Source organism: Streptomyces sp. NRRL F-5650 (assembly GCF_000721365.1).
GTDB classification, from domain to species: Bacteria; Actinomycetota; Actinomycetes; order Streptomycetales; family Streptomycetaceae; genus Streptomyces; species Streptomyces ardesiacus.
The window spans coordinates 1-15,776 of record NZ_JOGV01000048.1; the positions used below are offsets into that span (position 1 = coordinate 1).

A 15,776-nucleotide genomic window follows, 5' to 3' on the forward strand; every position below is an offset into this window, starting at 1 on the left:
CACCCCCCGGATCATCAACAACAGGAGGGGGAAGTCATGCCGGACCCGAAGGCCGGAGGCTCCATTGCGGAGCCGCGAAAACGGTAACGGGGGGGGACGGTGACGGACAGGGGACGCACGCGCGGATCGGGCCGGCGGAGCGCCGGAGCGAGTGGGAGCGCTCCCAAGACCCTGTCGCAGACCAGGCTGCGCCCGGGTAAAGAGATTGGCAACACCCTGAATGAGCCACTTCCCGCCGGGCTCCACCAGACTCCCGCCCCCCCGGCTCCGTGCGGAGCCGGGGGCGGGAGTCTGGGCGCTCGGTCACCTTCGGGAGACCCGACCCCCTCACCTCACGGGCGCAGGACCAGCCGGATCCTCACCTCACGGGCGCAGGACGAGCCGGATGGGGTCGCCCTCCTTCTTCTCCAGCCGGGCGACCGCCTCGGCCGCCTCGGCGAGCGGCAGCACCCCGCTGACGGAGCCGGAGAAGTCCAGCCGGCCGCCCTGGATCAGCCGCAGGAGCTGCGGCAGGGCCACCGGCATGTCGGAGCCGTAGTGACCGAGGATGCGCTGCTGGAGGTAGCTGAAACGGGTCCCGTCCGTGACGGTGAGCGGCTTGTCGGTCAGACCCACCAGGACCAGCCGCCCCTTGGGCGCGAGGACGGAGACCGCCTGCTCCCGCACGGGCGGCACGCCCGCGAAGTCGAAGGCGGCCGCGAGCCCCGCGCCACCCGTCGCCGCACCCACCGCGTCGCGCAGTCCGGGGTCGGCGGAGTCCAGCGCGAGGTCGGCGCCCGCGGCCAGGGCGCGTTCGCGGGCGACGGGGTTCGGGTCGACGGCGACGACCGGGCAGGCGCCGATCGCCCGGAGGAGCTGCACGGCGTGGACGCCGAGGCCGCCGACTCCCCACACGCCGACCGCCTCGCCGGGCCGGACCGCGCCGGTCTCGGTGATCGCGCCCCACGGGGTGGACACGGCGTCCGGGATGATCGCGCCCTGCTCGAAGGGAATGGCGTCGGGCAGCGGCGTCATCGCGTCGGCGGCGGAGAGGGCGTACTCGGCCCAGCCTCCGTCGTAGTCGACGCCACGGGTGTAGGTGACGCCGCCCCGCGACTCACCGGCGTGCAGTACCACGCGCTGACCGGGCGACCAGGCGGTGACGCCCTCCCCGGTCTCGGCGACCGTGCCGGAGACCTCGTGGCCGAGGGTGACCGTGTCGCCCTGGAGGAGCAGCGGGGAGAGGGTGCCGTCGATGAGGTGCACGTCGGACAGGCACACCCCGGCCGCCTCGACCTTGACCAGCACCTCCCCCGGGCCGGGCTGCGGGCGGGGCACCTCTTCGAGCCGCAGGGTGCGGCTCGGGACGTGCAGGCGGGCGGCGAGCATCTGCGCCATGACAGGACCTCCTCGGTGCGGCGACCCCGGACGGCCCCCAGCGGTCCATCGCAGGTCGACTTGCGTTAACCGTACACCCAACGCAGGACGACTTGCTTTAGGCTGGTCCGATGAGCTCACCGGAACCCGTCGCCCCGCCCCTGCGCCGCCGCGGGGAGCGGATGCGGCGGGCGGTGCTGGCCGCCGCCGTGGACCTGCTGTCGAGCCAGGGGCTGGCCGGTGCGACGGTCGGCGCCGTGGCCCGCGCGGCCGGGGTCCACGAGACCTCCGTCTACCGGCGGTGGGGCACGCGCGAGAACCTGATCCTGGACGCGCTGACCACGGAGCTGGACACCGCGCTGCCGGTCCCGGACACCGGTCGGGTCCGGGACGACCTGGTGGCGTTCTTCTCGGCGCTCGTCCGGCTGCTCGCCACGCCGCAGGGCCGGGCGCTGCTGCGGCTGAGCGTCGAGCACGACGACACCCTGGAGGACCGGCGCGGCCCCTACTGGAGCGAGCGTCTCGACCGTGCGGTGGTGATGGTCCGGCGCGGCGTCGAACGGGGCGAGCTGGCCGCGGACGCCGATCCCGGGCTGCTGATCGAGGCGGTGAGCGGCCCGCTGTTCGTGCGGGTGCTGCTCAGCGGGGCGCCGCTGGACGAGGCACTCGTCGGGGGGCTGGTGGACCTGGCCCTGGACGGCGCCCGTCCGCGGTGAGCGCAGGGCCGGGCGCCCCGGCCCGGTGGGCGTTCGGAGTCGTCGTGACGGGCCGGCGGGCGTTCGGGGTCGTGACGGGCCGCGCAGGCCCGGCCACCGGGGGCGGCCGGACGGCGGGGGCGGCCGGACGGTGGGGGCAAGGCGGCCACCTGTGTGCTCCGTGCGGCGTGTCGCCCGTAAGGCCCCTTGTCGGGGGCTCTTTTCCGGTGGAACGATGCCGGGACACCGGCCCACCGCACCGAAGGGGACGCCGTGACCGACGACCGGGAACACCTGCGGGCCGCCGCCGTGTTCGACGCGCTGGGCGTCGAGTACGAAAAGGCGTTCGCCGCGTCGAGGACGCACCGCCGCTCGCTGGAGTGGCTGCTGGCGCGGCTCGCGCCGGGCAGCCGGGTGCTGGACGTCGGCAGCGGCACGGGCCGGCCCACCGCCGAGACCCTCGCGAACGCCGGGCACGCGGTGCTGGGCGTCGACGTCTCGCCGGTCATGGTGGAGCTGGCCGCACGGCAGGTGCCGGCCGCCACCTTCCAGTGCGCCGACATCCGTGACGTCCCGCTCGCGGAGGGCTCCTTCGACGCGGTCTGCGTGTACTTCTCGCTGCTCCAACTGGACCGGCGGGAGCAGAAGGACCTCGTGCGGCACCTCGCGCGGCTGCTGAGGCCGGAGGGGTACCTGGTGCTGGCCACGGTGCCGCTGGACGTGGAGGGCGTCGACGCCGCGTTCATGGGCCGGCCGGTGCGCGTGACCAGCTTCCCCGCGCAGGACCTCGTCGCCCTCACCGAGGAGGCGGGCCTGGAGGTGCTGGCGCAGGACGCGTCGATGTTCACCCCGGCCCACCCGGACGCCCGGCCCGAGCCGCACCTCTTCCTGCACTGCCGGCGCCCGGGGCAGCCCCGGATGGGGTAGCTGCGCACGCGCGGACCGGCGTCCGCGGTCAGAGTGGGCAGCATGACAGAACCCGCCGGGCGACGGCACCGCACCACTTCCACGGCTTCCACCGCCACGCGCGAGCGTGGCGTGCGCGGCGCCCGTGACGCCGCCCGGCACGCCGCCGACGCCCTGTCGGAACTGATCCGGCACCACCTCGAAGGGGTCTCCGCGGTGTGCCGGGGCGAGGACGGCGGCTGGGTCGTCAACGTGGACGTGCTGGAGGTGGCGCGGATCCCCGACACCACCAGCCTGCTCGCCACCTACGAGGTCGAACTGGACCCGGCGGGCGAGCTGGTCCAGTACCGCAGGATCGCGCGCTACCGGCGCGGTGCCCAGGACCAGTGAGCGGACCGTGAGGACCGCACCCGGAAGGACCACCGCATGATCACCTACGACGACGAGGTCGTCTGCGCGCCCCGCGCCGGAACCCTCTACGACGTCCTCGAACTCATCCTCGACCGCGGCATGGTCATCGACGTCTTCGTGCGGGTCTCCCTGGTCGGCATCGAGATCCTCAAGGTGGACGCGCGCATCGTCGTCGCGAGCGTCGACACCTACCTGCGCTTCGCCGAGGCCTGCAACCGGCTGGACCTGGAGCACGACGTGCGGTCCAAGACCGTGCCGGAGATGTTCGGCAGCCCGGTCGCCAAGACCGTGGGCAGGGTCGGCGCCCGGCGGACGGCGCGTTCCCTGACCGACAAGGTGCGCGACGTCCTCACACCCGAGCACGAGCACGAGCACGAACCGGCCGAGGAGCCGGCGGAGTTGGAGGACCGTCCCCGTGGACGTGCGGAGCGGCCCCGCCGGCCCGCCGCACGCCACCGTGACGAGGCCGACCGCCCCCGCACCCGCACCCGCCGGCGCACCGAGACGGAGGACGAATGACCGCGCCCGCCACCACCGCCCCCGAAGCCGCCCCCACGACGGCTCCCGGAACGACGGTGGTACCCGAGGCCCTCTACGTCTACGGCATCGCCCCCGCCGGGATCCGCACCCCCCGGACCCCGGGTGTCGACGGCGCCGCCGTGCGGCTGCTGACCGGGTCCGGGCTGTGCGCCGCGGTGTCGGCCGCGCCCCGGCGGCTCCGGCCCCGGCGCCGTGACCTGCTGGCCCACCAGGCGGTTGTTGACGAATTGGCGGCGCAGGGACCGGTGTTGCCCATGCGGTTCGCGGTGCTCAGCCCCCGCACCGAGACGCTGCTTTCCCAACTTCGCTCCGACGCGGACCACTTGAGGCGGCAGCTCGACGGCGTACGCGGCTGCGTGGAGCTCAACGTCAAGGGAACGGTGGTGCCCGGCCACTTCGCCGATCTGGTGCGCCGGGACGACAGACTGCGGTCCCTGGCCCTGCAGACCAGGCGCCGGCCGGACTACGAGGCCAACGTCCGGCTGGGTGAGGCGATCGCGCTCGGGGTGCGCCGCGAGGCACGGCGCGCGGCCCGGGAGGTCGTCGACCGGCTGGCCCCGCTCGCCGAGCGGACCGTCCGGGGCGCGACCGACGACGAGCGGGTGCTCAGCGCGTCGTTCCTGGTGCGTTCGGCGGACGAAGGGCGGTTCAGGGAGGCGGTGGCGGAACGGGCCAGGGCCTGCGGCGACCGGCTGGCCCTCAGCGTGACCGGGCCCCTGCCCTGCTACAGCTTCGTCGACCCCCGCCCCGCGTCACCGGCCGGCCGGTGACGCCGTGGGCCTCGTGAGCGGTCTCCTCCTGCTGCCCCTCGCGCCGGTGCGCGGCACGGCGTGGATCGCCGACCACCTGCTCCAGGAGGCCCGGCGCCAGGCCCACGACCCACGCGCCGTACAGGCGCGGCTGGCCGCACTCAACCGGGCCCTGGACGAGGGCACGGTCGACGAGGCGGCCTTCGAACGGGAGGAGGAGCGGCTGCTCACCCTCCTGGAACGCCGGTCCCGGACCAACGGCCCTACGGCCACCACGAATCCAGCACGGAGACGACACGTATGAACGAGAGCAGAACGGCCATGGCGGCGGCCGTGGCGGGCGGATATCTCCTCGGGCGCACCAAGAAGGCCAAACTCGCCTTCGCGGTCGGCTCCTACCTGGTGGGCAAGCGCGTCGGCCTCTCCCCCGGGCAGGTCCTCGGGCAGGGGCTGGGCGGTCTGCAGCGGGCGCCGCAGTTCCAGGAGTTGACCGAGCAGGTGCGGGGCGAGCTGCTGACCGCCGGACGGGCGGCCGTCACCGCCGCCGCGAACCGCCGCCTCACCGGCCTCGCGGACTCCCTCCGGGACCGTACCGAGGCCCTCACCGGCGAGGGCCGCCGCGACGACGGCCGGGACGGCGACCGCGACCACGACCGCGGAGGCGACCGGTACGAGGACGCCCCGGACGAGGACGCCTACTCCGACGAGGAGGACCGGGAGGAGGACCGGCGGCCCGCGCCGGCGCCGCCCCGGAAGGCGGCCAGGAAGGCTCCGCCGCGCAAGGCCGCGCCGCCCGTCAAGAAGGCCGCGAGGAAGACGGCCGCCAAGAAGGCCGTACCGGCGAAGCGGCCGGCCGGCCCGGGTGCCGGGCGTGGGGGTGGGCGCGCATGACCGCCGACCGGAAGGGCGACGGCGGGCCGTCCCCCCTCGGCGACCTCAAGGACGCCCTGGGCGGCTACCTCTCCGCGGCAGGACACGGCCTGGTCGGCAAGGCGGGGGAACGGGTCGGGTTCCTCACCGACCGCCTGACCGACTCGGCCGGCGGGGGCGGCTCCGAGAAGGGCGGCGGAGATGGTTCCCCAGGCGGCGGGGGCGGTCCCAAGGGCGGCGGGAGCGGTTCCGGGACCGCCGGCGGCAGCGTGAAGGCGACGCACATCATGGAGAGCGTCGACATCGGCGTTCCCCTGCGCACCGTCTACGACCAGTGGACGCAGCTCCAGGACTTCAGCGGCTTCACCAAGGGCGTCCAGAGCGTCAGCCCCCACGACGAGGTGACCTCGGACTGGACCGCCAAGATCGCCTTCTCGACCCGCGGCTGGAAGGCGACCGTCCAGGAGCAGATCCCCGACCAGCGGATCGCCTGGACCTCGGAGGGTGCCAAGGGCAGCACCAACGGGGTGGTCACCTTCCACGAGTTGGCGCCCCGGCTGACCCGGGTCGTCGTGGTCGTCGAGTACTACCCGTCGGGTTTCTTCGAGAAGACCGGCAACCTCTGGCGCGCCCAGGGGCGCCGGCTGCGGCTGGACCTGAAGCACTTCGCCCGGCACGTGACGCTGACGAACGGCGAGGACGTCGAGGGCTGGCGCGGCGAGATCCGCCACGGCGAGGTCGTCAAGAGCCACGAGGAAGCGCTGGAGGAGGAGAACGCCGGGGAACCCGACGAGTCCGAGTACGAGTCCGACGACGAATACGAGGACGGCGACGAGGACGGTGAGGACGAGGGGGACGAGTACGAGGACGAGGGGGACGAGGAAGGTGAGTACGACGACGAGGAGGACGAGCCGTATGCGGACGAGGAAGACGACGAGGACGACGGACGTGCCCGCCCCCGTCGCTGACCACGCCGCCGCGGGGAGCACACGGTGACCGACCTGGAGCACGGGTACCCGGGCCTGGAGACAGAGCCCTACGGGCCGCCCTCCGGCAGCCTCGCCGACCTCCTCGAACGCGTCCTCGACAAGGGCGTCGTCATCGCCGGCGACATCAAGATCGACCTGCTCGACATCGAACTGCTGACGATCCGGCTGCGGTTGTTCATCGCCTCGGTGGACACCGCCAAGAAGGCGGGCATCGACTGGTGGGAGACCGACCCCGCGCTGTCCTCCCGGGCCGCGCGGGACGCGCTCGCCGAGGAGAACGCGCGGTTGCGGGAACGCCTCGACGCCCTGGAGCGGGCGGGCGCGCAGACGGCGGGAGCCGCCTCGTGAGCGCCCCGACCACCGCCGGGCCCGAGGCTCCCGGCGTCGTCTGCGCCTTCGCCGTCACCCGCACCCCGCCGGACGCGGCCGCTCTGGCGGCGACGCGGGGTCACGAGGAGGGCGGTCCGCTGCGCGTGGTGCGCGCGGGCGGCCTGTGCCTGGTCGTGCAGGACGTTCCCGCGGCCCTGTTCGACGAGGAGGCGCTCACCGACCGCCTCAACCGGCCCGGCGACCTGGAGCGCTGTGCCCGCGCCCACCACCGGGGCGTCGAGGCCGCGGCCGGGCGGGGTGCCGTCGTGCCACTGCCGATGGCGACCCTGTACCGCGGCGAGGCGACCGCGGCGCGGGCCGTCAGCGACCGGCGGGAGGCGTTGGAGGCGCTGCTCGACCGGCTCCGCGGCCGTACGGAGTGGGCGGTGAAGGTGCATGCCGCCCAGGCCCCGCCCGAGCCCGACGCGGAGGCCGGCACCCGTGCCGGCGCCGGTGGGCGTGACTACCTCAGCAGGGTGAGCGCACGACGGCGCGAACGGCAGGGCGCCCACGACCGGGCCCTGGCCGAGGCGGAGGCGGTCGACGCCGAACTGCGCCGGTACGCGGTCGCCGCGGTCCGGCACCGCCCCCAGAGCGAGCGGCTGACGGGCAGCCGCGCACCGCAACTCCTCAACATCGCCTACCTGGTGGAGGACACGCGGCGGGCCGCCTTCACCGGGGCGCTGGCGCGGATCACCGCCGACGGCCGGCGGCCGGGCGTACGGGTCGACGCCTCGGGCCCGTGGATCCCGTACTCCTTCGCCCGCTGGGACGAGGACCCGCAGCCCGGCCCCGAAGCACCGGCCGCAGCCGACCGGGAGGTGCGTTCATGACCGTCCCGGACGCCAGGACGCCCGGTCCGGCGCCCGTGCCCTGGGGCGGCGCCGAGCCGTACGCGCCGGTCGGCGTCCCCCTGGTGGACCTCCTGGACCGGGTGCTGGCGACCGGTGTCGTGGTCAGCGGCGACCTGGTCCTGGCCGTCGCGGACGTGCCACTGGTGCGGATCTCCCTGCACGCGCTGCTGTCCTCGGTGAACGAACGGGTGCCCGCCCCCTGGCCGGACAGCGGGCCGCTGTGACCGCGCCCCGGGCCGGTGCCGCCCGTGCCTCGCACGCCCTCGACCTGGACCCCGAGCGGGTCACGGACGACCTGGCCGCGCTGGTCCTGACCGTGGTGGAGCTGCTGCGCCAGCTCATGGAGCGCCAGGCCGTGCGCCGGTTCGACGCGGGCACGCTGAGCGCCGAGCAGGAGGACCGGCTCGGCACGGCGCTCATGCTGCTCGACGAGCGGATGGACGAGCTGTGCGCCCAGCACGGCCTCAGCCGCTCCGACCTGAACCTCGACCTGGGTCCGCTGGGCCCCCTCCTCGCCGATCCGGAACCCTGAAGAGCACCGGCACCCGGCGCGAGCGATCGTTATGATGACGCGGAATCGCTCAAACGAACATTCTCGGGTGGGGAGACCTGATGCGGGAGCCGGTCGATCTCAGGCGCCAGCGGATACTGGCGGCGGTCCAGGCGCGCGGTACCGCGCGGGTGCGCGACCTCGCCGACGAGTTGCAGGTCTCGGTGGTCACCGTGCGCCGCGACGTGGAGGAGCTGACGCGTGAGGGCAGGCTGAGCCGCGGGCACGGCGTGGTGCGCTCGACGGTGCCGGCCCAGGAGACGGTCCACGATCCGGCCCCGGCCGGCGGCGACCGGGTGGCCGTGGTGGTTCCCGTGCGGCACTCGTACCTGACCGAGACCCTGCACGGGGCGCGCACGGTCCTGGAGCGGGCCGGCGTGCGCATGGCGCTGCACCTGGCGCCCCAGGCGTCCGGTGCCGAACGCCCGCTGGTGGAACGGGCGCTGGCGGCCGGGGCGGACGGGCTGCTGATCGCCCCGCGCTGGCGCGGCCGGGCCGACGAGGAGGCCGACCACGAGTGGCTGGCCGGGACCGGCGTGCCGACCGTGCTGATGGAACGCCGCCCGTGGCGCGGCAGTGCGCTGCACGCCCTGGACTCGGTCTGCTCGGACCACTGGTACGGCGCGCACCTGGCGGTGGAGCACCTGGTCGGACTCGGTCACCGGCGCGTCGTCTTCGCCACCCGGCACGACAGCCCCACCGCCCGCTCACTGCGGGCCGCCCTCACCGGGATCGCCGGTTCGCATCCGCTGGTGGAACGGTGGGCGTGGACACTGATCGCGCCGGAGGCCGGGGCCGACGGGCCGTACTCCGCGGACGAGGCGGCCGAGTTGCCCGCCCTGATGCGCAAGGTCGGCGCGACCGCGATGGTGCTGCACGGTGACGTGGACGCCCTGATGGTCGTCCAGCGGCTCGCGGAGGAGGGCGTGCGGGTGCCGGAGGACTGCTCGGTGGTCGCGTACGACGACGTGGTGGCCGGCCTGGCCGCGCCGCCGCTGACGGCCGTGTCGCCGCCCAAGGCCGAGGTCGGTCGCGCGGCGGCGGAGCTGCTGCTCCAGCGGCTGTCCGAGTCGCCCGGGAGCCGGCAGCCGGGCCGGCGGGTGGAGCTGCTGCCGCGGCTGATGGTGCGCGGGTCGACGGACCGGTGGGCGGGACCGGCCACCGAATGAGCGTTTGAGCGTTTCATTTTCTTCTGATCGATCTATTGACCGTTTGGGCTGGGGCGTTCAGGATTCCGGTGTCTCGAAGAGTCGCGTCCGCCCCGCGCGGACCCGCAGGAGCCGCGGAGGCGCCATGCCCGGACGACCCAGCCGTCGCTCCGTGCTCGCCGCGATGACCGCTTTCCCCCTGGCAGGAGCCGTGAGCGCCTGCAGCGGGGGGAACGGAGCATCGTCGGCCCGCACGGGCAGCACGACCCGCATCACCTTCTGGTCCGCCCTGCGCGGCAGCCAGGAAGTGGTCGACGCGTTCAACCGCACGCATCGGAACGTGCAGGTGGAGTTCCAGCAGATCCCCTCCGGCGGGCAGGGCGGCTACGCCAAGCTCAGCAACGCCGCCCGGGCGGGCAACGCACCCGATGTCGCCACCCTCGAGTATCCGCAGGTGCCGGGCTTCGCCATCGACGGTGTCGCCCGTGACCTCACCGGACTGATGAGCGACGGCCTGCGCCGCAAGCTGCTGCCGCAGGCGCTCGGCCTGACCACCTTCGAACGGCGGGTGTTCGCCGTGCCGCTGGACGTCGAGCCCATGGTGATGCACTACCGTGCCGACCTGTTCGAGCAGTACGGTCTGCAACCCGCCCGTACCTGGGACGAGTTCGCCGAGCAGGCCGCGACGGTGCGCCGCAAGGCGCCCGGCCGCCGGCTGGTGCTCTTCCCCACCGACGGGATGACGCAGTTCGCCTGCTACGCCTGGCAGGCGGGCGCCCGGTGGTTCGACACCTCGAAGGGCGCCTGGAACGTCTCGCTCGCCGACGCGCCCTCGCGGCGGGTCGCGGAGTACTGGCAGGGGCTGATCGACCGGGACGACGTCTTCATGAACGCCGTCGAGAGCAGGCAGTCCGACGCGCAGATCGGCAACGGCCTGGTCCTGACCCGGCTCAGCGGCGCCTGGGACGCCGGCGCCCAGATGAACGCGCGGCCCGGGCAGAAGGGCCAGTGGCGGATCGCGCCGCTGCCGCAGTGGGACACCGGCAGCCCGTCGGCCGGCACGCACGGCGGCTCGACCTTCGCGGTCACCGCGGACAGCAGGCACCCGGAGGCCGCCATGGAGTTCATCGAATGGCAGGTCTCCCACCCCGACGCCCTGCGGGCCCGGCTCTCCAGCGGCACCAGCAGCCAGTACCCGGCCGCTCCCGGCCTGGTCGCGGTGGGCCGCGACGCCTTCGACCGCTCGTACTACGGCGGCCAGGACATCTACTCCCTGTTCGAGCAGGAGGCCGAGAAGATCGGCGACCAGTGGCTGTGGGGCCCGCGGATGAGCGCCACCCAGAAGGTCATGCAGGACTCCTTCGCCCGCGTCGGCGGCGGCCAGGGCAGCCTCGTCGAGTCGCTGCGCACCGCGCAGGAGGGCACGATGCCCGACCTCAAGGCCCTCGGCCTGTCCACCACCCAGCACAGCACCTGAGCCGACGAAAGGCAGGTGACACACCCATGACCACGACCACCCCCGCACGGGTGCCGGCCGGCGCCGGCCGCGCCGTCTCCCCGGCACCCTCGGCCGCGGGCCCGCGTGCCCGCCGAGCGGCCAAGCGCCGTCAACTGACCGCGGCCGGCGTCCTGATGACGCCGTTCTTCGCCCTGCTGGTCACCGTCTTCCTGATTCCCGTCGGCACCGCGGTCTACCTGAGCTTCTTCAGCGACGACCAGCCCGGTCTCGGCTTCGGCCCCGAGCGCACCGTCTTCGTCGGCCTGCGCTCCTACGCGGCCGTCCTCACCGACCCCACCTTCCTCGGCGGGCTCGGCACGGTCGCCCTGTACTGCCTCATCTACATCCCGCTGATGGTCGTCGGCGCACTCGCCCTCGCCCTGCTGCTGGACTCCGGCGTGGTGCGGCTGCGCGCCTTCGCCCAGCTCGGCCTGTTCCTGCCGCACGCGGTGCCCGGCATCATCGCGGCGCTGATCTGGCTGTACCTGTACACGCCCGGCATCAGCCCCGTCATCGAGCTGTTCGCCAAGGGCGACATCACGATCGACTTCCTCGGCGTGCACACGGTGATCCCGTCCATCGTGAACATCGCCCTGTGGAGCAACCTCGGCTACAACATGGTGATCTTCTACGCCGCCCTCCAGGCCGTGCCGCGCGAGGTGATCGAGGCGTCCGTGGTGGACGGCGCGGGGCCGGTGCGCACGGCGCTCCAGGTCAAGACACCGCTGGTGCGGGCCTCCATCGTGACGGTCTCGATCTTCACCCTGATCTGGGCGCTCCAGCTCTTCACCGAGCCGATGCTGCTCAGCCAGTCCTCCCCCATGATCAGCTCGCGCTTCTCGCCCAGCATGTACATCTACGACGCGGCCTTCACCCGCAACAACTACAGCCTCGCGGCGGCCGCTTCGGTGGTCCTGCTGGTGTGCACCGTCGCCCTGTCCTACGGCGTCACCCGCTTCACCAGCCGCACCGACTCCGAGGAGGCCCGATGAGCGCCGCCGACACCTCCCTGCTCCGCCCGAAGCTGCTGGGCCGCGCCACCGTCAACGTGGTCGTCGCCCTCTCCGTCCTCTACACGCTGCTGCCGGTGCTGTGGCTGGTACTCGCCTCAGCGAAGAACCGCGACGCCCTCTTCAGCAGCGACCTGCTCTCCCTGAGCGACTTCTCCTTCCTGCAGAACCTCAAGGACCTGTTCGCCATGGACGGCGGGCTGTACGGCCGCTGGTACGTCAACAGCCTGCTGTACGCGGTGCTCGGCGCGGCCCTCGGTGCGCTGGTGAGCGTGGCCTGCGGCTACGCCTTCGACAAGTACCGCTTCCGGCACAAGGAGAAGCTGTTCGGCCTGGTGCTGGCGGCGGTGATGGTGCCGCAGACGGTGCTGGCGCTGCCGCTGTACCTGATGGCGTCCGAGGCCGGCCTGGTCAACACCTTCTGGGCGGTGTTCGTCCCGGTGCTGTTCAATCCGTTCGGCGTCTACCTCGGGCGCATCTTCGCGCGGGGCTACGTGCCCGACGAGGTGCTGGAGGCGGCGCGGGTGGACGGGGCCGGGGAGCTGACCACGTACGTGCGGGTGGCGCTCAGGATGCTCGGGCCCGGCCTGGTCACCGTCTTCCTCTTCCAGTTGACGGCGATCTGGAACAACTTCTTCCTGCCCATGGTGATGCTGTCCGACCAGGACCTGTATCCCGTCAGCCTCGGCCTGTACCAGTGGAACAGCTCGGCGTCCGTGTCGCCCGAGTACTACCCCGTGGTCATCATGGGCTCGCTGCTCGCCGTGCTGCCGCTCATCCTCGCCTTCGTGCTGCTCCAGCGATTCTGGCGCAGCGGCCTGACCGCCGGAGCCGTCAAGTGACCGTGCACGCCCCCGGACCCGGCCGCCGGCCCCGTGCCGCCGTGGCCATGTCCCCGGACGCCGCCTCGGCCGTCCTCGACCCCGAGTCCCTCGCCGCGTTCCGCGAGGTCTGCGACCTGGCGCCGTTCCCGGTGCTCGACGACCTGACCACGGCGCGGGCGAGATCCGTACTGGCGGACGTGGAGCTGCTGATCACCGGGTGGGGCTGTCCGCCGCTGGACGCGGAGGTGCTGCGCGCCGCTCCCCGGCTGCGGGCCGTGGTGCACACGGCGGGCAGTGTCCGCGGGCACGTCACCGACGCCTGCTGGGAGCGGGGCGTCGAGGTCTCCTCGGCCGCCGCGGCCAACGCGCTGCCGGTGGCCGAGTACACCCTCGGCATGATCCTGCTGAGCGGCAAGCGGGTGCTGGAGCGGGCCCGCGACTACCGGGCCTCCCGAGTGCGCGGGAACTGGCTGCGCACCCCGCGCGGCGTCGGCAACTACCGGCGCACGGTGGGCATCCTGTCGGCCTCGCTGATCGGCCGCCGGGTCGTGGAGCTGCTGCGGCCGCACGACGTGGAGGTGCTGCTGCACGACCCGTACGTGAGCGACGCGGAGGCCGCCGCACTGGGCGTCGAGAACGTCGGGCTCGCGGAGCTGTTCGCGCGCTGCGACACCGTCAGCGTGCACACGCCGCTGCTGCCGGAGACCCGGCACCTGGTCGGCCGTTCGCTGATCGAGGCGATGCCCGCCGACGCGGTGCTGATCAACACCTCCCGGGGGGCGGTGATCGACCAGGACGCGCTCACCGACGCGGTGCTGGCGGGCCGGATCAGGGCCGTCCTCGACGTCACCGACCCCGAGGCGCTGGCGCCGGACCACCCGCTGTGGGACTGCGAACACGCCCTGATCACCCCGCACCTGGCCGGTTCCGAGGGCAACGAGTGGCGCCGGCTGGCCGACCTCGCCCTCGCCGAGACGGCCCGCTGGGCCTCCGGGTCCGGCTTCCTCCACCCCGTACGACGCGAAAGGCTGGCGTTCCTGGCATGAGCATCCCGTTCGAACTGCCCACCGAGGACCGTGCGTCGAGCCCGTACACCGGTTACACCCGCGCCCACTGGGAGGCCGTCGCGGACGGGCTGCTGTGGGCCGCGTGGCGCTGGAGCACTCCGGGCCGCGCCCTGCTCGACCTGCCGGGACGGCCGTCGCGTTCGGGCGTGCGCTCCGACGGCCTGGAGGGCTTCGCCCGGACCTTCCTGGCGGCGGGCTTCCGCGTCGCCGGTGCGGGCGGCGCGGACCCCCACGGCTGGCTGGACCGCTACGCCGAGGGCCTCGCCTCGGGCACCCGGACCCCCGGCCGGGACGACACCGAGTCCTGGCCGCTGATCCTCGACCACGACGTCCAGGGCCAGCCCATGGTCGAGTCGGCGTCGGTGGCGCTCGGGCTGCGGCTGACCGCGCCGTGGCTGTGGAAGAACCTCGACCCCGGGGTGCAGGACCGGGTGGAGGAGTGGCTGCGCGGGGCACTGCGGCACGTGCCGGCGCCGAACAACTGGTACCTGTTCCCGTACACGGTCGCCGGGTTCCTGGAGTCGGTCGGCCGCGGCGACGCCGAGACGGCCGCGGCCCGGCAGCGGGCGCTGGAGCTGATGGAGGGCTGGTACCGGGGCGAGGGCTGGTACGCCGACGGCGACGGCCGCGCCTTCGACCACTACAACGGCTGGGCGCTGCACCTCTACCCGGTGCTCGACGCCCGTCTCGGCGGCGACGGCGACGCCCTCGCCCGGTACGGGGAGCGGTTGCGCGCCCACCTCGACGGCTTCGCCCTGATGTTCGGTGCCGACGGTGCGCCGCTGCACTTCGGCCGCTCGCTCGCCTACCGCTTCGCCGCGTCGGCCGCCGTTGGCCTGGGCGCGCTGACCGGGCACTCGCCGCTGACGCCGGGCGCCTCCCGGCGGCTGGTCAGCGGTAGCCTCCGGCACTTCGTGGACCGGGGGGCGCTGACGGAGGAGGGGCTGCTGAGCCTGGGCTGGTACGGGCCGCACGAGGCGACCCTGCAGCCGTACTCGGGCCCGGCCTCCCCCTACTGGGCGTCGAAGGCGTTCGTGTCGCTCCTCGCCCCGCCGGAGCACCCGCTGTGGACGGCGACGGAGGAGCCCGCGCCGGTGGAGGAGGCGGACCGGGTGCTGGCGCTCACGGCCCCCGGGCTGCTGGTGCAGGCGACCCGCGCCGACGGGATCGTACGGCTGCACAACCACGGCAGTGACCATGTCCGCCCGCACGAGGGCGAGTCGGCCGCCGAGGACGACCCGCACTACGGCCGGCAGGCCTACTCGACCCGGACGGGACCCACGTCCCGGGACAACGTGGCCGACAACCACCTGTCGGTCGAGGTGAACGGCCGGTCCAGCGTGCGGCGCCGTATCCACCCGCTGGGCGCGGGCGGCGGCGAGGGCTGGGGCTGGGCGGCGTCCTGGCACCGGCCGGTGTTCGCGGCCGGGGCGCCGATGGTGCCGGGACTGCGGGTGGAGAGCGTGACGGTGGCCCGGGGACCGTACGAGCTGAGGGTGCACCGGGTGGCCGGGGCGCCGGCCGGGGCCCGCGTCACCCACACCGGGTGGGCCACCGGCCCCGAGGAGCCGCTGACCTCGGCGCTGCACGGGCTGTACGGCTGGGAGCCCGGGACCCGGACCGTGCGCGCCCCGCAGGGCACCGCGTACGTGCCGTGGGCGGAGCTGCCCAGGTTGTCCGGCGCGGCGGGCGGCACCTCCGTGCACGTCTGCCTGGCCGCGCTGACGGGCGAGCCGGTGAGCGTCCCCGTGGCCGACGCGGTCGCGGAGGTGGTGCCCGGCGAGGACGCGGTGGAGGTGGTCTGGGCGGCCGACGGCGCCCGCACCCGGGTCTCGTTCGCACCGGTGGGGGTGACGCACACGGAGGGCTAGGTGCGTCGTCTGGATCGGGCCGGCTTCGGGTGACCCCGCGACCCCGCGACCCCGGCATGATTCGAACGA

19 protein-coding genes are annotated in these 15,776 nt (G+C 74.0%); 18 read left to right on the forward strand and 1 reads right to left on the reverse strand.

The window, feature by feature from the left end; genetic code table 11:
• Positions 1-363: 363 nt before the first annotated feature.
• Positions 364-1,377 (reverse strand): zinc-binding dehydrogenase, encoded by a 1,014-nt coding sequence (locus IG88_RS0131415; RefSeq protein ID WP_031048634.1) that lies wholly within the window; start codon positions 1,375-1,377, stop codon positions 364-366.
• Between the two features lie 110 nt (positions 1,378-1,487).
• Between IG88_RS0131415 and IG88_RS0131420 the strand changes: the two genes are divergently transcribed.
• From IG88_RS0131420 to IG88_RS0131505, 18 genes are all read left to right on the forward strand, one after another.
• Positions 1,488-2,072, forward strand: coding sequence for a TetR/AcrR family transcriptional regulator (locus IG88_RS0131420; RefSeq protein ID WP_031048637.1), 585 nt, complete (start codon positions 1,488-1,490; stop codon positions 2,070-2,072).
• A 252-nt stretch (positions 2,073-2,324) separates the two neighbouring features.
• Positions 2,325-2,978: a class I SAM-dependent methyltransferase gene (locus IG88_RS0131425; protein WP_031048639.1), complete on the forward strand. Its 654-nt coding sequence runs from the start codon at positions 2,325-2,327 to the stop codon at positions 2,976-2,978.
• Positions 2,979-3,020: 42 nt separating this feature from the next.
• Entirely contained in the window at positions 3,021-3,347 is a 327-nt protein-coding gene (locus IG88_RS0131430; protein ID WP_031048640.1) for a gas vesicle protein, read from the forward strand.
• Positions 3,348-3,383: 36 nt separating this feature from the next.
• Entirely contained in the window at positions 3,384-3,887 is a 504-nt protein-coding gene (gene gvpJ, locus IG88_RS0131435) for a gas vesicle protein GvpJ (protein WP_031048643.1), read from the forward strand.
• Positions 3,884-4,678, forward strand: a complete 795-nt coding sequence (locus tag IG88_RS0131440) for a GvpL/GvpF family gas vesicle protein (protein ID WP_031048645.1) — start codon at positions 3,884-3,886, stop codon at positions 4,676-4,678. Before gvpJ ends, IG88_RS0131440 begins: the two co-directional genes overlap by 4 nt.
• Before the next feature lie 4 nt (positions 4,679-4,682).
• Positions 4,683-4,961, forward strand: coding sequence for a gas vesicle protein GvpG (locus IG88_RS0131445; RefSeq protein WP_031048649.1), 279 nt, complete (start codon positions 4,683-4,685; stop codon positions 4,959-4,961).
• Entirely contained in the window at positions 4,958-5,548 is a 591-nt protein-coding gene (locus IG88_RS0131450; protein ID WP_031048651.1) for a hypothetical protein, read from the forward strand. The genes IG88_RS0131445 and IG88_RS0131450 overlap by 4 nt, the downstream gene beginning before the upstream one ends.
• Positions 5,545-6,495, forward strand: coding sequence for an SRPBCC family protein (locus IG88_RS0131455; RefSeq protein ID WP_031048654.1), 951 nt, complete (start codon positions 5,545-5,547; stop codon positions 6,493-6,495). Before IG88_RS0131450 ends, IG88_RS0131455 begins: the two co-directional genes overlap by 4 nt.
• Positions 6,496-6,519: 24 nt before the next feature.
• Positions 6,520-6,864: a gas vesicle protein gene (locus tag IG88_RS0131460; protein WP_031048656.1), complete on the forward strand. Its 345-nt coding sequence runs from the start codon at positions 6,520-6,522 to the stop codon at positions 6,862-6,864.
• Positions 6,861-7,718 carry a GvpL/GvpF family gas vesicle protein gene (locus IG88_RS0131465; protein WP_031048658.1) on the forward strand — a complete coding sequence of 286 codons (858 nt, stop codon included), beginning with the start codon at positions 6,861-6,863 and terminating at the stop codon, positions 7,716-7,718. The genes IG88_RS0131460 and IG88_RS0131465 overlap by 4 nt, the downstream gene beginning before the upstream one ends.
• A complete protein-coding gene (locus tag IG88_RS0131470) occupies positions 7,715-7,963 on the forward strand; it encodes a gas vesicle protein (RefSeq protein ID WP_234332385.1) in 249 nt (82 codons plus the stop codon). Before IG88_RS0131465 ends, IG88_RS0131470 begins: the two co-directional genes overlap by 4 nt.
• On the forward strand, positions 7,960-8,271 hold the full coding sequence (locus IG88_RS0131475) for a gas vesicle protein K (protein WP_031048663.1): 312 nt from the start codon (positions 7,960-7,962) through the stop codon (positions 8,269-8,271). The genes IG88_RS0131470 and IG88_RS0131475 overlap by 4 nt, the downstream gene beginning before the upstream one ends.
• A gap of 80 nt (positions 8,272-8,351) precedes the next feature.
• A complete protein-coding gene (locus tag IG88_RS0131480) occupies positions 8,352-9,458 on the forward strand; it encodes a substrate-binding domain-containing protein (RefSeq protein ID WP_031048666.1) in 1,107 nt (368 codons plus the stop codon).
• Between the two features lie 124 nt (positions 9,459-9,582).
• Positions 9,583-10,914 carry an ABC transporter substrate-binding protein gene (locus IG88_RS0131485; protein WP_031048668.1) on the forward strand — a complete coding sequence of 444 codons (1,332 nt, stop codon included), beginning with the start codon at positions 9,583-9,585 and terminating at the stop codon, positions 10,912-10,914.
• A gap of 26 nt (positions 10,915-10,940) precedes the next feature.
• Complete coding sequence (locus IG88_RS0131490) at positions 10,941-11,927, forward strand: carbohydrate ABC transporter permease (RefSeq protein ID WP_031048671.1); 987 nt, start codon at positions 10,941-10,943, stop codon at positions 11,925-11,927.
• The gene (locus IG88_RS0131495; RefSeq protein ID WP_031048673.1) at positions 11,924-12,787 is read left to right on the forward strand and encodes a carbohydrate ABC transporter permease; all 864 of its coding nucleotides are present in this window, start codon (positions 11,924-11,926) and stop codon (positions 12,785-12,787) included. Before IG88_RS0131490 ends, IG88_RS0131495 begins: the two co-directional genes overlap by 4 nt.
• Positions 12,784-13,815, forward strand: coding sequence for a hydroxyacid dehydrogenase (locus tag IG88_RS0131500; RefSeq protein ID WP_031048675.1), 1,032 nt, complete (start codon positions 12,784-12,786; stop codon positions 13,813-13,815). Before IG88_RS0131495 ends, IG88_RS0131500 begins: the two co-directional genes overlap by 4 nt.
• Positions 13,812-15,707, forward strand: coding sequence for a DUF2264 domain-containing protein (locus IG88_RS0131505; RefSeq protein WP_031048677.1), 1,896 nt, complete (start codon positions 13,812-13,814; stop codon positions 15,705-15,707). Before IG88_RS0131500 ends, IG88_RS0131505 begins: the two co-directional genes overlap by 4 nt.
• Positions 15,708-15,776: the final 69 nt, after the last annotated feature.

Excerpts from the sequence above, each read along its gene's own strand:
- IG88_RS0131415 (WP_031048634.1), bottom strand. The coding sequence starts at position 1,377 with ATGGCGCAGATGCTCGCCGCCCGCCTGCACGTCCCGAGCCGCACCCTG.
- IG88_RS0131420 (WP_031048637.1), top strand. The coding sequence starts at position 1,488 with ATGAGCTCACCGGAACCCGTCGCCCCGCCCCTGCGCCGCCGCGGGGAG.
- IG88_RS0131430 (WP_031048640.1), top strand. The coding sequence starts at position 3,021 with ATGACAGAACCCGCCGGGCGACGGCACCGCACCACTTCCACGGCTTCC.
- gvpJ (WP_031048643.1), top strand. The coding sequence starts at position 3,384 with ATGATCACCTACGACGACGAGGTCGTCTGCGCGCCCCGCGCCGGAACC.
- IG88_RS0131440 (WP_031048645.1), top strand. The coding sequence starts at position 3,884 with ATGACCGCGCCCGCCACCACCGCCCCCGAAGCCGCCCCCACGACGGCT.
- IG88_RS0131450 (WP_031048651.1), top strand. The coding sequence starts at position 4,958 with ATGAACGAGAGCAGAACGGCCATGGCGGCGGCCGTGGCGGGCGGATAT.
- IG88_RS0131455 (WP_031048654.1), top strand. The coding sequence starts at position 5,545 with ATGACCGCCGACCGGAAGGGCGACGGCGGGCCGTCCCCCCTCGGCGAC.
- IG88_RS0131470 (WP_234332385.1), top strand. The coding sequence starts at position 7,715 with ATGACCGTCCCGGACGCCAGGACGCCCGGTCCGGCGCCCGTGCCCTGG.
- IG88_RS0131480 (WP_031048666.1), top strand. The coding sequence starts at position 8,352 with ATGCGGGAGCCGGTCGATCTCAGGCGCCAGCGGATACTGGCGGCGGTC.
- IG88_RS0131485 (WP_031048668.1), top strand. The coding sequence starts at position 9,583 with ATGCCCGGACGACCCAGCCGTCGCTCCGTGCTCGCCGCGATGACCGCT.
- IG88_RS0131490 (WP_031048671.1), top strand. The coding sequence starts at position 10,941 with ATGACCACGACCACCCCCGCACGGGTGCCGGCCGGCGCCGGCCGCGCC.
- IG88_RS0131495 (WP_031048673.1), top strand. The coding sequence starts at position 11,924 with ATGAGCGCCGCCGACACCTCCCTGCTCCGCCCGAAGCTGCTGGGCCGC.
- IG88_RS0131505 (WP_031048677.1), top strand. The coding sequence starts at position 13,812 with ATGAGCATCCCGTTCGAACTGCCCACCGAGGACCGTGCGTCGAGCCCG.